Origin of the sequence: Bifidobacterium primatium (assembly GCF_002802875.1) — a bacterium.
Taxonomy (GTDB): domain Bacteria; phylum Actinomycetota; class Actinomycetes; order Actinomycetales; family Bifidobacteriaceae; genus Galliscardovia; species Galliscardovia primatium.
On record NZ_PEBI01000001.1, the window covers coordinates 586,630 to 604,797 of the forward strand.

Genomic DNA, 18,168 nt, shown 5'->3' on the forward strand with positions numbered 1-18,168 from the left:
CGCATATCACGACGCGTTCACATGTTTTTAACGCGACTTTTTGAAATTTGTCATATTGCACGTTCAAATGACGAAACGAACATTTCGAATGTTCATTTCATGTTCGCATTATCGTGATGAAACGTTCGAAATCGTTAGTTAATAGTTATTTAACCACGCGGTATTCAGCGTGTCGCACTGCAACACTTACAATGGCAGCATGACTGAATCAAGTAGTACCAAGGTCACCACGTCCATTCCAACCGCTGTCTCCGGCGAGTCCTCACCGGACGTACAGAGCGCCTCCGCGGGTAATCCGTCCAGCGCGGGTACTCGCAGGACTTCGGCAAAGGCTTCGGCAACGAAGACGAAGCGCAAAGCCACGACAACCCGCAGGCGCCGTTCGGCATCCAAGCCCGCAGCGGACACCCCCGACGCCCTGATCGCGGCACCCACCCTCCCCATCGACGAGCCCGGCCAGTTCGGCCGCATCAACGTGCTCGACGTCACCCCGAACGAGGAGGGCGGCCTGTATCCGGCGCGCGTGGAGCTCGGCGAGCAGTTCACCGTCACCGCGCAGGTGTTCATCGAGGGCCGTACCAAGGTCGGCGCAACCACCGTGCTGCGCACCCCGCGCGGCAAGATCATGGCCAACCGCACCATGACCTGCGTGAACCCGGGCCTCGACCGCTGGACCGTCGAGCTGCAGGCCGGCGAGCACTCCGACGTCAAGCCGTGGGAGGAGGGCTTCGCCGCCGTCAAGCGCCAGCTCGGCAACTGGACCGTCACCGTCGAGGGCTGGGAGGACACGTTCGCCACCTGGCTGCATGACGCCCGCATCAAGGTGCGTGTGCACGACTCCGACGTGGAGAACGCCCTGGACGAAGGCGCCGAGCTGCTGACCCGCTGGTCGAAGACCCGCGCCAGCAAGCTGCACGCCGAAGCCAAGAAGACGCTGCAGGCCGCCGCCGCCACGCTCGCGAACAAGGAGCTCAAGCCGGCCGAGCGCCTGGCCGGCGCCGACAACGACGAAATCGCCGCACTGCACGAATCCAACCCGCTGCGCGACGGCGTGAGCGAGTCCCGCCCCGTGAAGCTGAAGGTCGAGCGCCCGAAGTCGAGCTTCGCCGCTTGGTACCAGTTCTTCCCGCGCTCCGAAGGCGCCTACGTGGACGAGGCCACCGGCAAGATCGTGCAGGGCACGCTCAAGACATCGGTCTCCGGCCTCGAACGCGCGAAGGCCGAAGGCTTCGACATCGTATACCTGCCGCCGATCTTCCCCATCGGCGTGACCAACCGCAAGGGCCGCAACAACACGCTGGTCGCCGGCCCCGACGATCCGGGCTCGCCGTTCGGCATCGGCAGCGAACTCGGCGGCCACGACACCGTCGACCCGCTGCTCGGCACGATGGACGACTTCAAGGCGCTCACCGCCAAGGCCCATGAACTCGGTCTCGAAATCGCCCTCGACTTCGCGCTGCAGTGCTCGCCCGACCACCCGTGGGTCAAGGAGCACCCGAACTGGTTCCGCCACAAGCCGGACGGCACCATCGCGTTCGCCGAGAACCCGCCCAAGAAGTACCAGGACATCTACCCCATCGACTTCAACGCCGACATGGAAGGCATCGAGAAGGAAGTCGTGCGCCTGATGAACCTGTGGATCGACGCGGGCGTGACCATCTTCCGCGTGGACAACCCGCACACCAAGCCGGTCCGCTTCTGGCAGGACGTCATCGCCGCCGTGACCAAGAAGCACCCGGAGACGCTGTTCCTGGCCGAGGCGTTCACCCGCCCGGGCATGATGCGCGCGCTGAGCTACGCCGGATTCACGCAGTCGCACTGCTACTTCCCGTGGCGCAACACCAAGGAGCAGCTCGAGGAGTACCTCAACACCACGAACTGCGACGACGGCTTCTACCAGCACAACACGTTCTGGCCCACCACGCCCGACATCCTCACCGCCTACGTGCGCGACAACGGCATCGCCGGCCACGCCGTGCGCGCGGTGCTCGCCGCGCTCGGCTCCCCCAGCTGGGGCATCTACAACGGCTACGAGCTCATCGAGAACCGCCAGCGCCCCGGATTCGAGGAGCAGATCGACAACGAGAAGTACGAGATCAAGGTGCGTGACTGGAGCCAGGCCAAGGAGTACGGCATCGCCGAGATGCTCACCAGCCTCAACCGCATCCGTCGCGAGCACCCGGCCACGCACAGCTACCACAACGTGACCGTGCTGCGCAGCTCCGACGACAACGTGCTCGCCTTCGTGCGCCATACGCCGGCCGAGTTCACCGGCACCGGCAAGCCGGACACGCTGATCGTGGTGGTGAACCTCGACGGCCACAACGCCCACCAGTCGCTCATCCACCTCGAGCTCGGCGACTTCGGTCTGCCCACCGACCGCGGCGTGCAGCTGAAGGACGAGCTCACCGGCCGTGAGTTCACGTGGGGCTGGGACAACTTCGTCTCCCTCGCCCCGTGGGCCGATGTCGCCCACGTCCTCAGCGTCCAGTACTGAGCCGCCATCGGGCCCGTGCCGCAAGAACACGGGCCCGATTCCCCGAAATCCGCGATTCATGGTGCCGAATGGTCGTTTTTCCATCGGAAAACGACCAAAAAGCACCGCGAATCGCGGATTTCGATGCTTACATACCGGTTTTTCAGGAACAACGATGTCCCATAATTCCGCCGAATCCCGAACGCGTTCCGACATGCCGTGGCGTCTTGCGCTCGCCTTGCTTATCGGTCCCGCCTGTTGGCTCATGCCGCATCAAGGCGTTGCCATGATTCTGCTGCCGCAGAAAATCGCCGACATCTCCCCCAACGACAAAGTGGCTTTGGTCGCCGCATTTTCCAGTGCCAGCATGGTTATCGGACTATTTTCCAATGTGCTGTTCGGCGCGTTTTCCGATGTCACCAGAACCCGCTTCGGCAAGCGTACTCCATGGATAGTCGGGTGCTCCATCGGCTCGTCGCTGCTGCTGTATGGACTATCCACGGCATCGTCGATTCCGACACTGCTGGCATGGTGGTGCTGTTGCGAAGCGGTTATCAACGGGGTGGCGGCCCCGATGATCGCCCAACTTTCCGACCGCGTCCCGGACCGATGGAAAGGGACGGTCTCGGCCTGCTATGGCATCAGCCAAACCATCGGCAATCAAATCGGTATCGCCGTCGCGTCGTTGTATCTAGGCAACGTACGATTCGGCATCCGGACGTTCGCCATCGTCGCCGCCATCGGCTGTCTGGCGTCCTCGGCGATCGCCGGCGAACCATCAAACTTTACCGAACGAGGCCATCACGTATCCATGCGTGCACTGATACGTCATTTCATTCCACCGACCCAAAATGCCGGTAACTTCTACAAGGCTCTCATCTCCAAGTTCCTGATGCTCGCATCATCCGGCATGACCAGTAGCTATCTGCTGTACATAGCCACGGATTATCTGCATGCGCGCAACCAGCAGTCAATACTATCCACCACTGCCTCCATCACCTTAATCACGGGAATCATATGCTCCCTCATCGCCGGACCGCTGTCAGACCATCTCAGCAAGGTGAAATCGTTTGTCGTCATCGCGTTGCTCATTATGGCGGCCGGGTCGGCGCTTCCTGCATTTTCCGACGATGACACCCTTTTCCTCGCCGGAATGCTCATTGTCGGCATCGGTATGGGCATTCATGCTTCAGTCGACCAGAAACTCAACCTGCTTGTCTTGCCCAATCCCGACACGGCAGCCAAAGATCTCGGTGTCATGAACATGGCGAACACGATGGGAACGCTATGCGGGTCTTTGGCCGCTGCCTACATCATTGGAACATGGGGATACCACGAACTGTTCATCACGGAATGCCTAATCATGTGCGCCGGCACGGTTTTCGCAGCATGCGTCCGAATCGAACGCCCGACTGCCACCACATCCCCGACCTCGAAAAACGTGTGACGACGGCCGTCACTGCGAAAGCGCCGCCACACTATCACGTACGATCAGTTCCGGGGAGAGGATGACACGACGTTGTCGGTCTCGGGGTACGCCTTCATAGTTGACGTCACGATAGCCATAGACCAAATCCATGGCCTTGCACATCATGATGTCGAACGGCTGACGAACCGTAGTCAACGCAGGACCAAGGAATCGCGAGGGGAATACGTCGTCGAACCCCACAACCGATAACTGATCGGGAATGATGATATGACGTTCGGACGCGGCCTGATATACACCGACTGCCATCAAATCGTTAAGCGCAAAAATCGCCGTGGGTGACTCATTCAGCGACAACATCTCTAAAGCGGCGTGATGCGCGGTTTTGGGCATGTAGTCGCATTCGCGGATGAGGTCGTCGTTCACTTCGATGTTCGCGGCGCGCAACGCCATCTTGAACCCCTCCAAGCGAGCGCACGAGGCCTCCGAATCGTTAGGACCGGTGACGACGCCGATACGTCGATGACCCATATCAGTGAGATACCGGCCGGCCATAAGACCGCCTGTCCAGTTGTCGACTCCGACTGAAAGATACTCGTCTCCCGCCCCCTTCGGCAGGTCGAAGACGACATAAGGGATTCCATTGTCAGAGAAAAGCTGACGCTCTTCGTCCGTCATGTCGGTCAGCATCAGAATGACGCCCAGCGGATTGCGCTTCATGATGCGGCGGAACAACTCATAGCGTCCTTTCGGCTTGGTCTCGTGCATGACGACATCAACGCCGAGCTCGTCGGCATACCGGGAGGCTCCACGTATCAGTTCAAGGGTGCCACAGCTGTCGATATAGGAGATGACAACGTCGATCACATGGGCCACACGTCGATTCCCGACGTCCTTGCGCTCATATCCGATATCCTCGAGAATCTTTTCGATGCGTTGACGGGTCTCATCCGACACGTCACTGCGCCGGTTGATGACCTTGGAGACCGTAGACGCGGAGACACCGGCAATTTCGGCGATCTGCGTCACTCGAAGATTCTTCTTTCCGATGCTATCTGCCATGAACGATTCCCGATCCTCGTGAGTGCTATGAATATTGCTTTCCCACTCTATCGCACGCTTTCTGGGTGTTTCTTCGCAATTCGCCTTATAGGGGTTCGAAACATAAAGGCGTAGAAGCGGATGAGGAGAACCGCTTCTACGCCTGGCTTTCGGATGACGGAGGAAGAAACATCATCCGAAGTCACGACGCCCACAGGCAATCGTCTGTCATGACAGACGGCTACTGCCGACGACGGACCAGCAGACGCATCACCCCAGCCGTGCCGGCCAGCAATGCGGCTGCCAAGACCAGCACACCGACTGCGACGCCGGTACGGGAGAGGGTGCTATGCTGCTGCTCGCTTGAGGACTTGCCGTCTGCTGTTCCGGTCTTCCGATGGGAGCTGGAAGACGTAGATGTCGAAGGCTTATCGGATGGAACCGAAGACGGCTTTTCAGACGGATTGTCCGACGGATGACCACCTGGGTTTTCCGATGAGCCCGCCGACACCGTCAGCCTCGCCGAGCCCGAAACGCCCGAGCCATCCTTCGCCGTGGCCGTAATCGTCACCGTGCCCGCGCCCACTGCCGTCACCCGGCCCGAAGCGTCCACCTTCGCAACCTTCTCATCAGAGGACGACCAAGAAACGGACTTGTCCGAGGCGTTCTCCGGGGACACCGACGCCTTCGCCAACACGGACTCGCCAACCTTCACCGTATCGCACTCCAACGAAACCGCCACACCGGAAACCGGCACAACAGACGAGGTCGTACGGTCTACAGCCAACTGCGCAAGTTGCACCTCCAAAGCACGCTGGGGGCCATCAACTTCATTCTGGGTGGAAGGCTTGTTGGCAAGCGCGGTCTCCGCTTTCGTCAACAGCATCTGCATTACACTCCATTCATCTGCTGGGTATTCAGTTGGCTTGAGCTTCTTGGCTTTCGCAATCGTGTCCTCCAAAGCAGCGGTGGAAACATTTTTACCATCAGCGCTAAGCACATCGCTCAGGTCGTAGTAGTCAAAGTCCACATAACCGCCAGTGGTATCTTTGGCATAGTTGAACAGTCCGATACGATACCCCTTGAAGTGAGATAGGCTCCAGTCATAGCCGAACGGCCCTTGTTCGCCTCCGAGTTTCTGCCAGATCTTGCCATCAAGGCTGTATAGATACTGGACGGTAAGACGACCGCTGCTATTGTCAAGCACGTTGTCGCTCTTAAGCCACACGTTCGTGTTGCTTCCAAGGTCGACCGTGGCACCATCCACAAACGCCTCGGTCTTGTCCCTGTCAATGGTGTCGTCAATGATATTGCCGGAGGAATCCTTCCTACCGTTGTCATAGATTCTCTTGACCACACCCAGTACTCGCTTACCGTTTTCCTGGCGCACTGCGGCGTAGGAGAAGCTACGGGTATAGGTGGCGATACCTGCGGTATCACCATCCTTCATATGACTTACATCCATCTTGGTCTCAGCCGACATATCGCCACCAAAAGTGCGCTGCGAAAGCATATTTCGTGCGGTCTCGAAATAAGTGAGATCACCCTTGGTGCCTTTCATATATTTGGCGTTCTTCGATACCTTGTGTCCATTGGTCAGACGTAGCCAGCCATTACGATCGGTCAATGACCAGTATCGATTATCCGGATTGTGAGCCCATTCCCATACCATGTCAAGATTGGAACCATTCGGCTTGTACTCATCCGCCACCGCATATTCCTTGGTGCCGTCCGTCCTCATCGAGACGTCGTCCACAAAGAAGTTCATCAGATCATTTGTCTTGTCAGGCGTCGCCGTCCACGGAGTTTCAAAGAACACTTCGGCACTGTCCGCATCAAAGTCCTTCGGAACGGTGTACGAACCGCTGATCTGGGACCATTCGCCCCTCTTCGCAGTCGCGGACGCCATCACGTAGGCCTTGTTCTTATCCCGAATGGTGAAATTAAATGTTTTGGTGTTCGGACCGTCCTTATATAGCACATATGCGGAAACCGTGTATGTGCCGCCAGCCACTATCTTGCCGGAAACAGACTGAACAGGGCCAGCGCCCGTAGCGGTTCGACCGGTCACTTGCAACGAGTTCGGAGCACTATGGTTAGTGGAGTCAAGAGATATCTTTGCTCCCTCTCTGCCTTCCCATCCGGATTCATCCTTTACCTCACCGTTGGAGATCACCTCGGTTTCACCAGATGCGGGAGCTTCGTCCAAGGACCACCAATCCTGATCTTGATACGTCTGGTGAGGGGCATCATTGTCAAAATCGTCGGAATTGACGATGCTCTTGAGCCGTACCAGATTTTCCAGATCAGACGGCAACGAGATGGGCTTGTCATAGGTATCGCCGGCGGATACCTTGTTGTCCTTCCCGAATGTAGGCCAGCCGTCCTTGTCCCATGTGGCCGGGATCAAACCGGGAATACGACCATTCGGATAGGTATCACGGAAGAAAAATCCTTCCCAATGAGTACCACCACCTTCTTTATCGGACACTTCCACGAGGCTGCCCTGAGCGAAGCCACCGAGCGTGTATTTCCTAGCCTCATATTTGGAACCATCAAGCAAGTCGGTGGTGCGCAGCAGCATCACCGTCCGACCATCCTTGCCCCAGTAAATAGTCGGATTGTAAAAGTACTTACCGATTTTAAAAATCTGGGAACCTTCGAATCCGGTGGGCACTTCACCCAACGCATCTTCGAATTGCTGGGCGGAGATGATATTCTCATGCGACTCCACCACGGTCTTCATATCATTCTTATCGAGCTTGTACTCGTTAGCGCCGGAGATAATCCATGGATCATCGTTCTCATCAAAATACAGAGAAGGATCATGAAAACCTCTGCCAAGTGCAACCTTGGTCCATGTGCCGTGTTCGATGTCATCAGTGTAGTAGATGAAGGCACCACCCAAATTGTTGGTGTTAAACAGCACATAGAATTTACCATTGTGGTATCGAATGGAAGGAGCCCATTCCCCTTCTCCATACGAGCTTGCACCATTGCGCAATGACGATGCGTCACTCATCGATATACGATCATATACATAGGTGACGATCTGCCAGTTAATAAGATCATAGGATTTCATGACCGGTGCGCCCGGACTGAGCTCCATGGTGGTGCTGACCATATAGTAGATGTCTCGCCCTTCAGTGTTCTTGGGATCGTTCTTGGGCAGACGCATTACACTGACATCCGGAACGTCGGAATTCAACACAGGAATCGAGTAGGTACCGTCGCCATTGTCGGATGTTGTATAGCCGCGATTAACAGTTGATGTCTCAGCAGCCGTGGCCGGCATGACGAAAGCCGTCACACTCATGCCCACTGCTATCGCTCCGGCAAGAAGCCCCGATAGCCGGCGAATAGTATGGAATTCTTTCATAAGACTCCCTCCTCTTTGAGGATGAAAATAGCAAGTGACAGCCAAAAATGGCCAATGACGTTAAGTTATATGATTTTGAGGGACACTGCGAGCCCAGAAAAGAAATCCGCAGGGCCCCTCTGAACATGGAATCTGCACAGAGGAGGAACAGACTCCAAGAACCGATTACGACAGGCAACGCTTGCGACAAATTGCCAACACGACACCAACGGCGACCAGCACAACCGCGATACCAAAGATGCCCGCAACGGATGTTCCGGTTCTCGCCAGCGAACCATTGGACACCTGTCGCCGAGATGTGTTATCGACACCCGAAATGGTGGCCGATGGCGTCTTCCCGCTATTGCCGCCGCCGGCATTGTTACCGGTGCCATCCGATGGGTTCTGCGATGGTTTGTCAGACGACCCTTCACCACTACCCGGCTTTTCCGACGAGTCCGCCGACACCGTTAGCTTCGCAAAACCCGAAACGCCCGATCCATCCTTCGCCGTGGCCGTAATTGTCGCCGCGCCCGCGCCCACTGCCGTCACCCGGCCCGAAGCGTCCACCTTCGCGACCTTCTCATCAGAGGACGACCAGGAAACGGACTTATCCGAAACGTTCTCCGGGGACACCGACGCCTTCGCCAACACGGACTCGCCGACCTTCACCGCGTCACGCTCCAACGAAACCGACACACCGGAAACCGGCACGACAGTCGGCTCAGGATCGGCCTTGGCGAAGGTGTAGGTCTTGATGTCGAACAATTCGGGGTTCGACTTGTCGGCCTGTGTGGCCTTGAAGGTAAAGAACACGTTGTGCACGCCGGTCACGCCGGAAAGCGCAGCGGTGTAGTCGGCGTAGGCAGAGCCATCGCCGGCGGGAATCTTCACCGTGGCAACGGGCTCGGTGTCGTTGGAGTCAAGACGGACCTCGATGTTGCCACCCACCTTGGCCGCCGCGTTCACGGTGATGGACTTGGCACCGGCCTTGCCGAAGTCGACGTTGGCGAGCGATGTCCATTCACCGTCGTTGATGTTGCCAAGTTTCTGGCCGTCGGCATTGTCGGAGGTCAGGTCGATCACACGCACGCCGGACTTGGTGTCGTAGGCGTCCTGGATGCCGGAATCCCACGCAATGGTGGAGGCGCTGATGCCGCCTTCAGGGTAGGCGTCGAGATTCTTGACCTGATCGAGACCCTTGTAGGTCATGGTGATCGGCGCGATGCTGCCGTCCTTGTTGATGGTAATGGGATCGACGTGGGTGTTGCGGTAACCGCGAGCCTTGTCGAGATTGCCGCCGTCAGTGAGTTCCTTGGCCACGGTCTGCGCATGATAGACCATGTACCAGCTGTTTCCGAGCTGCACCATGGCATGATGGTTGTTGCCACCGACGCTGAAGAACTTGCTCGGGTTGTCCATGATTTCACCCTGGTACGTGAACGGACCCATCGGGCTCTTCGACGTCATGTACGCGATGTTGCCGTAGCCGATCTTGTTGCCGTCAATGACGTTCTCATGGCTGAAGTTGGTGCAGTAGGAGTAGTAGTAGGTGTCGCCGATCTTCGCGATGCCGGAATCCTCGAACATGGCAGGCGCGTCGATGGTCTTGGCATCGCCGACGGTGCTGATCATATCGTCGCCGAGCTGAATCACGCGGGCGGTGTTCGGGTGCTCCTTCTGCCCGTCGGGCACGCCACCGCCGTAGTAGAGGTAGCCAGTGCCGTCGGAGTCGGTGAACACGGCCGGATCGAACAGCCAGGTCACACCGGAGGACGCCTGGGTGCCCCACTTGATGAGCAGGCTGCCACGCTCGTCCTTCCATGGACCGACCGGAGAGTCGGCCGTCAGAACGCCGATGCCGCTAGCGCCGTTGGCAAAATACAGGAAGAACTTTTCCTTGCCGTCGATGGTCTTGTGCGTGACGGCCGGCGCCCACGAGTTGCCGGCCCACTTGGCAATGCCTTGGTCGCCCGCCACACGGATGTAGCCTTCATTGCGCCAGTTCACCATGTCGTCGGTGGAGAGCACGTTGATGGTCTTTACATCGGCGAAGGAGTTGTCCTTGATGTTACCGTCGGCATCGTATTCGTAGTCATAGGTAAGCGACCCGTCCTCGTTGATCTTGGTCGCGTCCCCGGTAGTGTACACGTATACACGGCCGTTGTATTCCATGGCCCAAGGGTCGGCACCGTACCAGTAGTCGATGATGGGGTTGCTGTTGCCCACCTGCTTGGCCGCCTTGGCCGTACCGGCAGGACGTACGACGGGTTCGCTCGTCTTGCCGGTCAGGGTGACGTCATCGACGATGAAATCACCGGTCTTGCCGGTGCCGTACACAGTTTCGATGACCAGCGACGGATTCGAATAGTCACCGTTGCCGCCCAGTGCGGCAGTACCCTTGATTTCAGTCCATGCGCCAGCCTTCACGGCGGCGGAAGCAATCTGTCCGCAGCCGCTGCCGTTGCCGGAGCAAATAGTGAAGTTGAACGTGGCGTCCTCGGTGGACTTAATCCACATGCTGCCGGTATAGCTTTCGCCCTTGGTGACCTTGCCGTTCAACGACTGGATGGCACCGGCGTCGGTGCTCTTGCGATCAGTCACCTTCAGAGCCTTGGAACCACCGTGGACGTCATCCGACACAGCCGTAATCGTGGACTTGGACGCGTCCCACACGGTTCCGGACTTCCATGACGCCGTATCGTTCTCGAAATCACCGTTGACAATCAGATTGACGGCTCCACCGTCAGCAGCTGACGCTGTCTCGGCTCCCATCGGCATCATCACTGCGACGAGACAAATCACAGCCGAAAACGCCGAGACAACGGTCCGCGCAGAAATCCGATGGATTCCCCTAGACCCTATGTGCTCCATAAACACTCCTCCACCGGTGGCCTGACTCCTCGAGGATGGGACACCGATTTCCTCATATCGTCTCGTCGCCGAGACTGCTCAGCACAGCGGCAATTTCGGACGGTGTTCCTAACTGCCGATGTGAACGCTCACCAACGAGCATCGCGAAAATAATATATCGAATTAGCGAATTTCGTCAAATTATTTCGAGAAGAATCATTTAATTCCCTAAATTCACAATATATGCTATCCCATATTTTCGAAATATATACATCCATTGACTACACATTGACGCCTACGCTCGACATTAATTAACACATTTCGAAAACAGCATACTTCCCGGCCTTGATTGCCGCATCACGAAACGTACACGACAACACACGGGTCTAAATACCGGAAATCTGTGATTTATAGCGTCAAACAGATGTTTCCCACTTCGAAGACATCCAAACGCTGCAAATTACGAAGCCCGATGTTTTAGTCATCATAATGACGGGCTGGGCCATTCGTCGTTCCACGAATGGCCCAGCCCATCATATCCGATAATTCATGTCCAGTACCCTTCCAGTATTGTGGTGCATAAATCGCTTTCGGCAATTCATGCCCAATACGGACACGCACGAATAACAAGAACGTATGCTATTAACGATTCACGAGACACATAACCGCAAAATCACCCAATACCCGAATCAGGCAATTCATTCAAAAGAACATTGCACATGAACCGTCGAATATATGCATATCCTCCGGCCCATAAGCAAACATCGAATTCACGAATCGTCGGACGTATTCACATCTGTTGATTTACGTGCAACAATGCCCGTCGTACATCATCAAATACCCCTATATCCGACGATTTATGCGCAGCTGTCCGTCTCACAAATCGCAAGATACAGAGACATCGACTCCTTCGCCGATGTCAAACCCGCTCAAAAATGCCGACATACGCATGTATCTGTATATTCGTGAGCGAATACCTAAATCACGAACGCCGATATGCGCACGCATCGATTGATTCGCGAGATACGGACGACCGCAATTACCCTCGAGAAGACGTATAGCGCATAAAAGTCCAAGGAGATGCTCCGGTCTAGGCTCGAGAGCAAGGTTGCACCTCATCGAGCGTGCCGTCCGGTGGGAAATCAATGATATCTTCGATGAAATGAGAACGGCAGGCTTCAAGGCCATATGGTGCTTGGCCTGATGAAATTCTGATTCCGCAGCCCATTTCCCAGTTAAACGACAGCCAAACGCCAGCGAGTCGGCGCGGGATTGAGTATCCTTAGATTCGGTAACACACAATGTCAACTCATATAAAGGAGAAAGACATGGCAGAGACGTTCAACGTCGTCGTCGAGATTCCGCGCGGATCGAAGAACAAGTACGAAGTGGACCACGAGACCGGCCGCGTGTTCCTGGACCGCGAGCTGTTCACCGCGATGGGCTACCCCGATGACTACGGCTACATCGACGGCACCCTCGGCGAGGACGGCGACCCGCTCGACGCCCTGGTCATGATCCCGAACTCGGTGTTCCCGGGCTGCGTGGTCGAGTGCCGCGCCGTCGGTCTGTACCACATGGTCGACGAGGCCGGTGGCGACGACAAGGTGCTGTGCGTGCCGGCCGACGTCCGCTACGACAACATCAAGGACATCGACGACGTCTCCGAGTTCCACAAGGCCGAGATCAAGCACTTCTTCGAGCAGTACAAGGCCCTGGAGCCGGGCAAGGAAGTCCTGCCGGGCGACTACTGGACCGGCGTCGACAAGGCCGAGGCCGAGATCAAGGCCGCTCGCGAGCGTCTTGCCGCCTCCGAGAAGTGATTCCCGCTTCCAGACGTTCTGAAACGTTCTGAAAAAAGCCCGCCGAATACGTTCCGGCGGGCTTTTTTCATCCGAACGTCAACGACATGGCCGCTGACCTCACAATCTGCTATCATCACTGGTTGTCCATTGCGAGCGACCGATGAACGGCATTCGTCTGAATTCAAAGCCCCTTTCATGGCAGTTTGTTGTTGCATCGCCACCGAGGCGTAGGCCCGCCACAGGCGGAGTCGAGGCCCATTCCGCGGCTTGAAACCGGCGGAATGAACCAAAGGAACATCCACACGTGATTGTTGAGATTCTTCTTATTGCAGTTTCCGTTTCCATGGACGCGTTCGCCGTCGCCATCGGCAAGGGGCTGACGGTGAAGCATGTGACCACCGGCCAGCGCGCGACGGTGGGTCTGTGGTTCGGCGGGTTCCAGGCGCTGTTCCCGCTGCTCGGCTATTTCGCCGCGTCCACGTTCAGCAAATATGTGACGGCCGTGGACCATTGGATCATCTTCGTGCTGCTGGCGTTCATCGGCGGCAACATGATTCATGAGGCGTTCGAGGAGGATGAGGAGAACGCCCGTGAGACGGCGGCGTTCGACTGGCGTCATATGCTGCCGCTGGCCGTGGCCACGAGCATCGACGCATTCGCCGTGGGAGTGAGCTTCGCGTTCCTGCCCATCAACATCGTCCTCGCCGTCATCATCATCGGCGTGACGACCGGCCTGTTCTCGGCGGCAGGCCTGAGCATCGGCAACGTCTTCGGTTCACGCTGGCAGATGCCCGCGCAGATCGCGGGCGGTGTGGTGCTGATTCTCATCGGCCTGAAGGTGCTGCTCGAGCATCTCGGCCTGCTGCCGTGGTGACGGCTACAGCATCCAGTGCGTGACGCAGGCGGCCACGAAGACGAGGTATCCGAAGAGCATGACCGGCAGCATGCCCATGCCCATCCATGCGAAGGGCGCGGGATGTTCGAGTTCCTTCCACCATGAGGTGGATGCCACGAGCAGCAGCACCGCGGCCGCCGCGAGCACGATGAAGACGGCCCAACCGGTGGCGGAGTCGGCCTGCTTCGACGACATGTCGTTCATCAATGCCGGAAGGAACACCCAGCAGGTCGATCCCAACGCCGTGACCGCCGCGGTGAGTCCCGCCGACATCGAGGCGATGAGATGGCTGCGGACCTTGCGCAGCATCTGGCGAAGGAACGAGACCACGACGATGGCGGCGAACGCCACCACGAGGAACAGCGCCCAACGACGGAACGTGGCGTCGGTGTAGAACTCGCCCTGCAGCGCGAAGATCGCGGCCACGAGGAACACGACGGCGGAGAAGATGCGGCCGAACACCGACTGCCTGCTGTCGCCGGCGAACGGCCAGCCCACGATCATGACCATGCAGGCGCTGGCCGCGAGCATGCCCGAGCCGACGATGCCGCCGGGCGTCTCCATGCCGAGGCTGTATACGATGCCGAACATCAATGCGTAGGCGGCCAGCTGCGCGATCACGACGGTGAATTCGCCGTGCCTGGTCATGCCGAGCTGGCCGGATGCGCCGCGCACCGCCTCGTCGTCCCGCTGCGTCTTCTGCTTCTGCGGCTTCTCCCAGCTCCTTGGCTTGCCCATTGTTCCGCCTTTCCTGCGATTCCCGCGCATCGTTCCTGCGCATCGACGGTCCGATAAGCCGTCGACAGTCCGCTCTCCATACTCTCACCACGGGTGCCCGTCGAGGACCGTCCACATGCTGGCACATGCCATCGTGCCGCCGAGGTACCGGTAAACAACGGGTTTACAATCATTGTTAAACAAATGTAATGGCATGCAATCGAATTGATTAACACAAGCTCCTTACAATGTTGCCTGTCGTCGATTCGAAATCGCAAGTTTACAGTATTGGGGAGTTAAGCCGTGACCGATCTTACCTTGATGACCAGCGCTGACGACCCTGCGTCCGTGCTGCCATCGCTGGCCCTGCTTTCCCACCGCGTGCGGGTGCTGCCCATGGATGCGGCCTCGTTGGTCAAGATGCCGGAGAACACCATTCTTTTCCTTGACGCCCGCGATGATCTCGCAACCGCGAAGACGCTGTGCCGTCTGATTCATGCTTCCGGACTCTCCACGCCCATCGTGCTGATCCTCACCGAGGGCGGATTCACCGTGGTCACCTCGCAGTGGGGCATCTCCGACGTGGTGGTGGCGAGCGCGTCTCCGGCCGAAGTGGAGGCGCGACTGCGTCTGGTCTCCGAACGCGGCAATTCGTTCTCCTCGGCGAGTGCGGCCAAGCCCGCCAGCGAGCAGACGCAGGAAGGGCAGATCCGTTCCGGCGATCTGGTCGTGGACACCAACGGCTATACGGCCTCGCTGCATGGCCATCCCATCGACCTGGCGTACAAGGAGTTCGAGCTGCTCAAATATCTGGTGCAGCATCCGGGCCGCGTGTTCACCCGAGCCCAGCTGCTGCAGGAGGTGTGGGGCTACGATTACTATGGCGGCACCCGCACCGTGGATGTGCACATCCGTCGTCTGCGCGCCAAGCTCGGCGGCGAATACGAGCATCTCATCGGCACCGTGCGCAACGTCGGCTACCGTTTCGACCCGCCGGAGGACGACGAACAGGACGAGAACGCCAAGGCCGCGGCGCATTCCAAGGCCGCATAGCCACGTCGGCGCCGGCGCACGCGTCCGCATCCGCATCCGTCGGCGGACGTTCATCGTCTCATCGTCCTACGCCATGGGAAGGCCAACACGGTCATGACGTTCCGATAAACCGGTTCGTATGGCAAGGGAAACGAAGGCCGCGCGACTGGCGCGCATGCATGAGGAATACCGCATACTCTGCGACGAGATTCCCGCGCCGCGGTGCGCCCTGCATTTTTCGAATCCGCTGGAACTGCTCGTGGCCACCGTGCTCAGCGCGCAGACCACCGACAAACGGGTGAACTCCGTCACCGGCGAACTGTTCCGCCGGTATCCCACGCCCGAGGACTACGCCAACGCCAACATCGAGGACATCGAATCGATCATCCGCACGCTTGGCTTCTACCATGCCAAGGCAGGCCATCTCATCGGGCTCGGCCAGGCGCTCAGCGAGCGGTTCGGTTCCGTGGTGCCGCGGACGATGGAGGAACTGGTCACATTGCCCGGAGTGGGGCGCAAGACCGCGAACGTGGTGCTGGGCAACGCGTTCGGCATCCCCGGCTTCCCCGTCGACACGCATGTGATGCGCGTGACCGGCCGTCTGCGCTGGCGCAGCGACTGGCGCATCCGCCGTTCCGACCCGGTGAAGGTGGAGAAGGAGATCTGCGCATGCTTCCCTCCCGAGGAGTGGACGGACCTGAGCCATCGCCTGATCCTGTTCGGCCGTGCCACCTGCCACGCCCGCAAACCCGACTGCGCGGACTGCCCGCTGGCCGGGACCTGCCCCTCGTTCGCCGTGGCATAGGCCGCCGCAGGCGTGTCGGCTCCGACACAGGCGTGCCGGATATGGCGCATGAGCACACGGCACATCAGATATGAACCCCTGCGTATGCTCGTAACCATGCGTAGGGAACATTCACGACATGGACGGACGCGGCAGGAACGCCGCCAGGCATACGACGGCGGCACCTCCCGCAGCGTCGAGCGCGCGAAAAGCGGCGGCATGAAATCCATCGTGGTGTTCCTCGTGGCGCTGCTGGTGCTGGGTGGCGCCGGATGGGCCGCCTACTCGCTGTTCGTCGGACATCGCAATCCCCTGGGTTCGATCGCACTGCCGGGCAAGGGGCCGAACACGTCCGTCACCATCGGACTGACGCAGTCGCCGCAGTCGTTGGACATCCGCACGCAGTCGGACGACGCCGTCGCCCAGGCGCTGTTGGGCAACGTGTACGAGACGCTGCTCACGCGCGACGAGAACAACAGGCCCGCCGCCGGCATCGCCGAATCCTGGAAGACGTCGGATGACGGACTCGTCTATACGTTCCGCATCGCCGGCGGCGTGAGGTTCTCCAACGGCGACGCGCTCGACGCGAACGACGTGGTCTGGTCGCTGCAGCAGACCATCCAAAAGAAATACGTCGGCGCCGACAGGCTGAAGCACCTCGTCTCCGTGAAGACCGACGGCGATTCCACCGTCGTCATCACCCTGTCGAAGCCGCTGCCGGAGCTGGCATGGCTGCTGTCGGGACGCGCGGGCATCGTCTACGATGCCGACGCGAAATACAGCTACGACACCACGGCCGTGGGATCCGGACCGTTCACGGTGAAAAGCTGGGACAAGGGAGCCTCGCTCGTCCTGCAGTACAACGGTTCGTACCGAGGCGAGAAGGCGAAGACCGGCACCGTCACGCTGAAGTACTTCGCGGACGCGAAGGCCGCCGTCGCCGCCATGGCGAAGGGCGACGTCGACGCGGTCCCCGACGTGCCGGCCGACGAGCTGGCCACGCTGCGCTCGCACGACGACGTCACGCTCACGCAGGGCGACAGCTACGACAAGGTGCTGCTCGGCTTCAACTCCAGCGACAATTCGCTGTTCTCCGACGCGCATATGCGTCAGGGCGTGCGCTATTCGCTGAACAACGCGGAGATCGTGAAGGAGAACGGCGCGGCCGCCGAACTCGGAGGGCCCATCTCGTCGCTCGACCCTGGCTACGAGGATCTGACCGGCCTATACCCGTACGACACGGCCAAGGCGACGCCTTTGCTGAACTACTTCATCTTCCGTGCGCCGTCCGTCTACCGCGAGATGCCGAACGGACCGCAGATCGGCGACCGGCCGATGAAGCTCGTCTATCCGAAACGATTCGGCGAACAGCTGGGCACGACCATCAAGAACCAGCTCGAACAGGTCAACATCCCCGTCGACATCACGATGCTCGACGACGACGCATGGCAGAAGCAGGTCGTGGAGAAGCGAGACTTCGACATGACCATCTATTCCATGGACGACAGCCACGACGTCGGCGAACTGGTCGACCCCGACCTGTTCCTCAACTACACGAGCTCCAAGGCCGAGGAGCTGTACAACAGCGCCGAGGCCGCGACGAACGAGCAGGACTACGAGCAGCGGCTCAAGGCGCTGGCCAGGCAGGTCTCGTCGGATGCGCCCGTCGACTGGCTCTACGTGCGCCGGCCGTGGACGGCCGTGCGCAACGGCATGACCGGCATGCCGACGAACATGGTCGATGAATACCTGCCGTTGGCGGGCGTGGCGAGGGGATGACG

At 58.9% G+C, this 18,168-nt stretch carries 11 protein-coding genes; 7 read left to right on the top strand and 4 right to left on the bottom strand.

Features of this window, described 5'->3' with window-relative positions; all coding sequences use genetic code 11:
- Positions 1-199 precede the first annotated feature (199 nt).
- Positions 200-2,497 (top strand): alpha-1,4-glucan--maltose-1-phosphate maltosyltransferase, encoded by a 2,298-nt coding sequence (locus CS006_RS02280; protein WP_100510142.1) that lies wholly within the window; start codon positions 200-202, stop codon positions 2,495-2,497.
- 265 nt (positions 2,498-2,762) lie between these two features.
- Positions 2,763-3,923 (top strand): MFS transporter, encoded by a 1,161-nt coding sequence (locus CS006_RS02285; RefSeq protein WP_165777183.1) that lies wholly within the window; start codon positions 2,763-2,765, stop codon positions 3,921-3,923.
- A 9-nt stretch (positions 3,924-3,932) separates the two neighbouring features.
- Here CS006_RS02285 and CS006_RS02290 read toward each other — a convergent pair whose 3' ends face one another.
- From CS006_RS02290 to CS006_RS02300, 3 genes are all read right to left on the bottom strand, one after another.
- Positions 3,933-4,964, bottom strand: coding sequence for a LacI family DNA-binding transcriptional regulator (locus CS006_RS02290; protein WP_100510144.1), 1,032 nt, complete (start codon positions 4,962-4,964; stop codon positions 3,933-3,935).
- A gap of 220 nt (positions 4,965-5,184) precedes the next feature.
- Positions 5,185-8,238 carry a beta-xylosidase family glycoside hydrolase gene (locus CS006_RS02295; RefSeq protein ID WP_341476067.1) on the bottom strand — a complete coding sequence of 1,018 codons (3,054 nt, stop codon included), beginning with the start codon at positions 8,236-8,238 and terminating at the stop codon, positions 5,185-5,187.
- Between the two features lie 249 nt (positions 8,239-8,487).
- Positions 8,488-11,085, bottom strand: a complete 2,598-nt coding sequence (locus CS006_RS02300; protein ID WP_243386605.1) for a family 43 glycosylhydrolase — start codon at positions 11,083-11,085, stop codon at positions 8,488-8,490.
- Between the two features lie 1,397 nt (positions 11,086-12,482).
- On the opposite strand from CS006_RS02300, the gene CS006_RS02305 reads away from it, so the two are divergent.
- Together CS006_RS02305 and CS006_RS02310 are read left to right on the top strand one after the other, a co-directional pair.
- Complete coding sequence (locus CS006_RS02305) at positions 12,483-12,977, top strand: inorganic diphosphatase (RefSeq protein WP_100510147.1); 495 nt, start codon at positions 12,483-12,485, stop codon at positions 12,975-12,977.
- Positions 12,978-13,263: 286 nt separating this feature from the next.
- Positions 13,264-13,833 carry a manganese efflux pump MntP gene (locus tag CS006_RS02310; RefSeq protein WP_165777184.1) on the top strand — a complete coding sequence of 190 codons (570 nt, stop codon included), beginning with the start codon at positions 13,264-13,266 and terminating at the stop codon, positions 13,831-13,833.
- Positions 13,834-13,836: 3 nt separating this feature from the next.
- On the opposite strand, the gene CS006_RS02315 is transcribed toward CS006_RS02310, so the two are convergent.
- Entirely contained in the window at positions 13,837-14,592 is a 756-nt protein-coding gene (locus tag CS006_RS02315; protein ID WP_100510149.1) for a hypothetical protein, read from the bottom strand.
- A gap of 282 nt (positions 14,593-14,874) precedes the next feature.
- Here CS006_RS02315 and CS006_RS02320 point away from each other — a divergent pair, with 282 nt between their 5' ends.
- From CS006_RS02320 to CS006_RS02330, 3 genes are all read left to right on the top strand, one after another.
- Positions 14,875-15,624: a winged helix-turn-helix transcriptional regulator gene (locus CS006_RS02320; protein WP_100510150.1), complete on the top strand. Its 750-nt coding sequence runs from the start codon at positions 14,875-14,877 to the stop codon at positions 15,622-15,624.
- Between the two features lie 118 nt (positions 15,625-15,742).
- Positions 15,743-16,408 carry an endonuclease III gene (gene nth / locus CS006_RS02325; RefSeq protein WP_100510151.1) on the top strand — a complete coding sequence of 222 codons (666 nt, stop codon included), beginning with the start codon at positions 15,743-15,745 and terminating at the stop codon, positions 16,406-16,408.
- An 84-nt stretch (positions 16,409-16,492) separates the two neighbouring features.
- On the top strand, positions 16,493-18,166 hold the full coding sequence (locus CS006_RS02330; RefSeq protein ID WP_165777185.1) for an ABC transporter substrate-binding protein: 1,674 nt from the start codon (positions 16,493-16,495) through the stop codon (positions 18,164-18,166).
- Positions 18,167-18,168 lie beyond the last annotated feature (2 nt).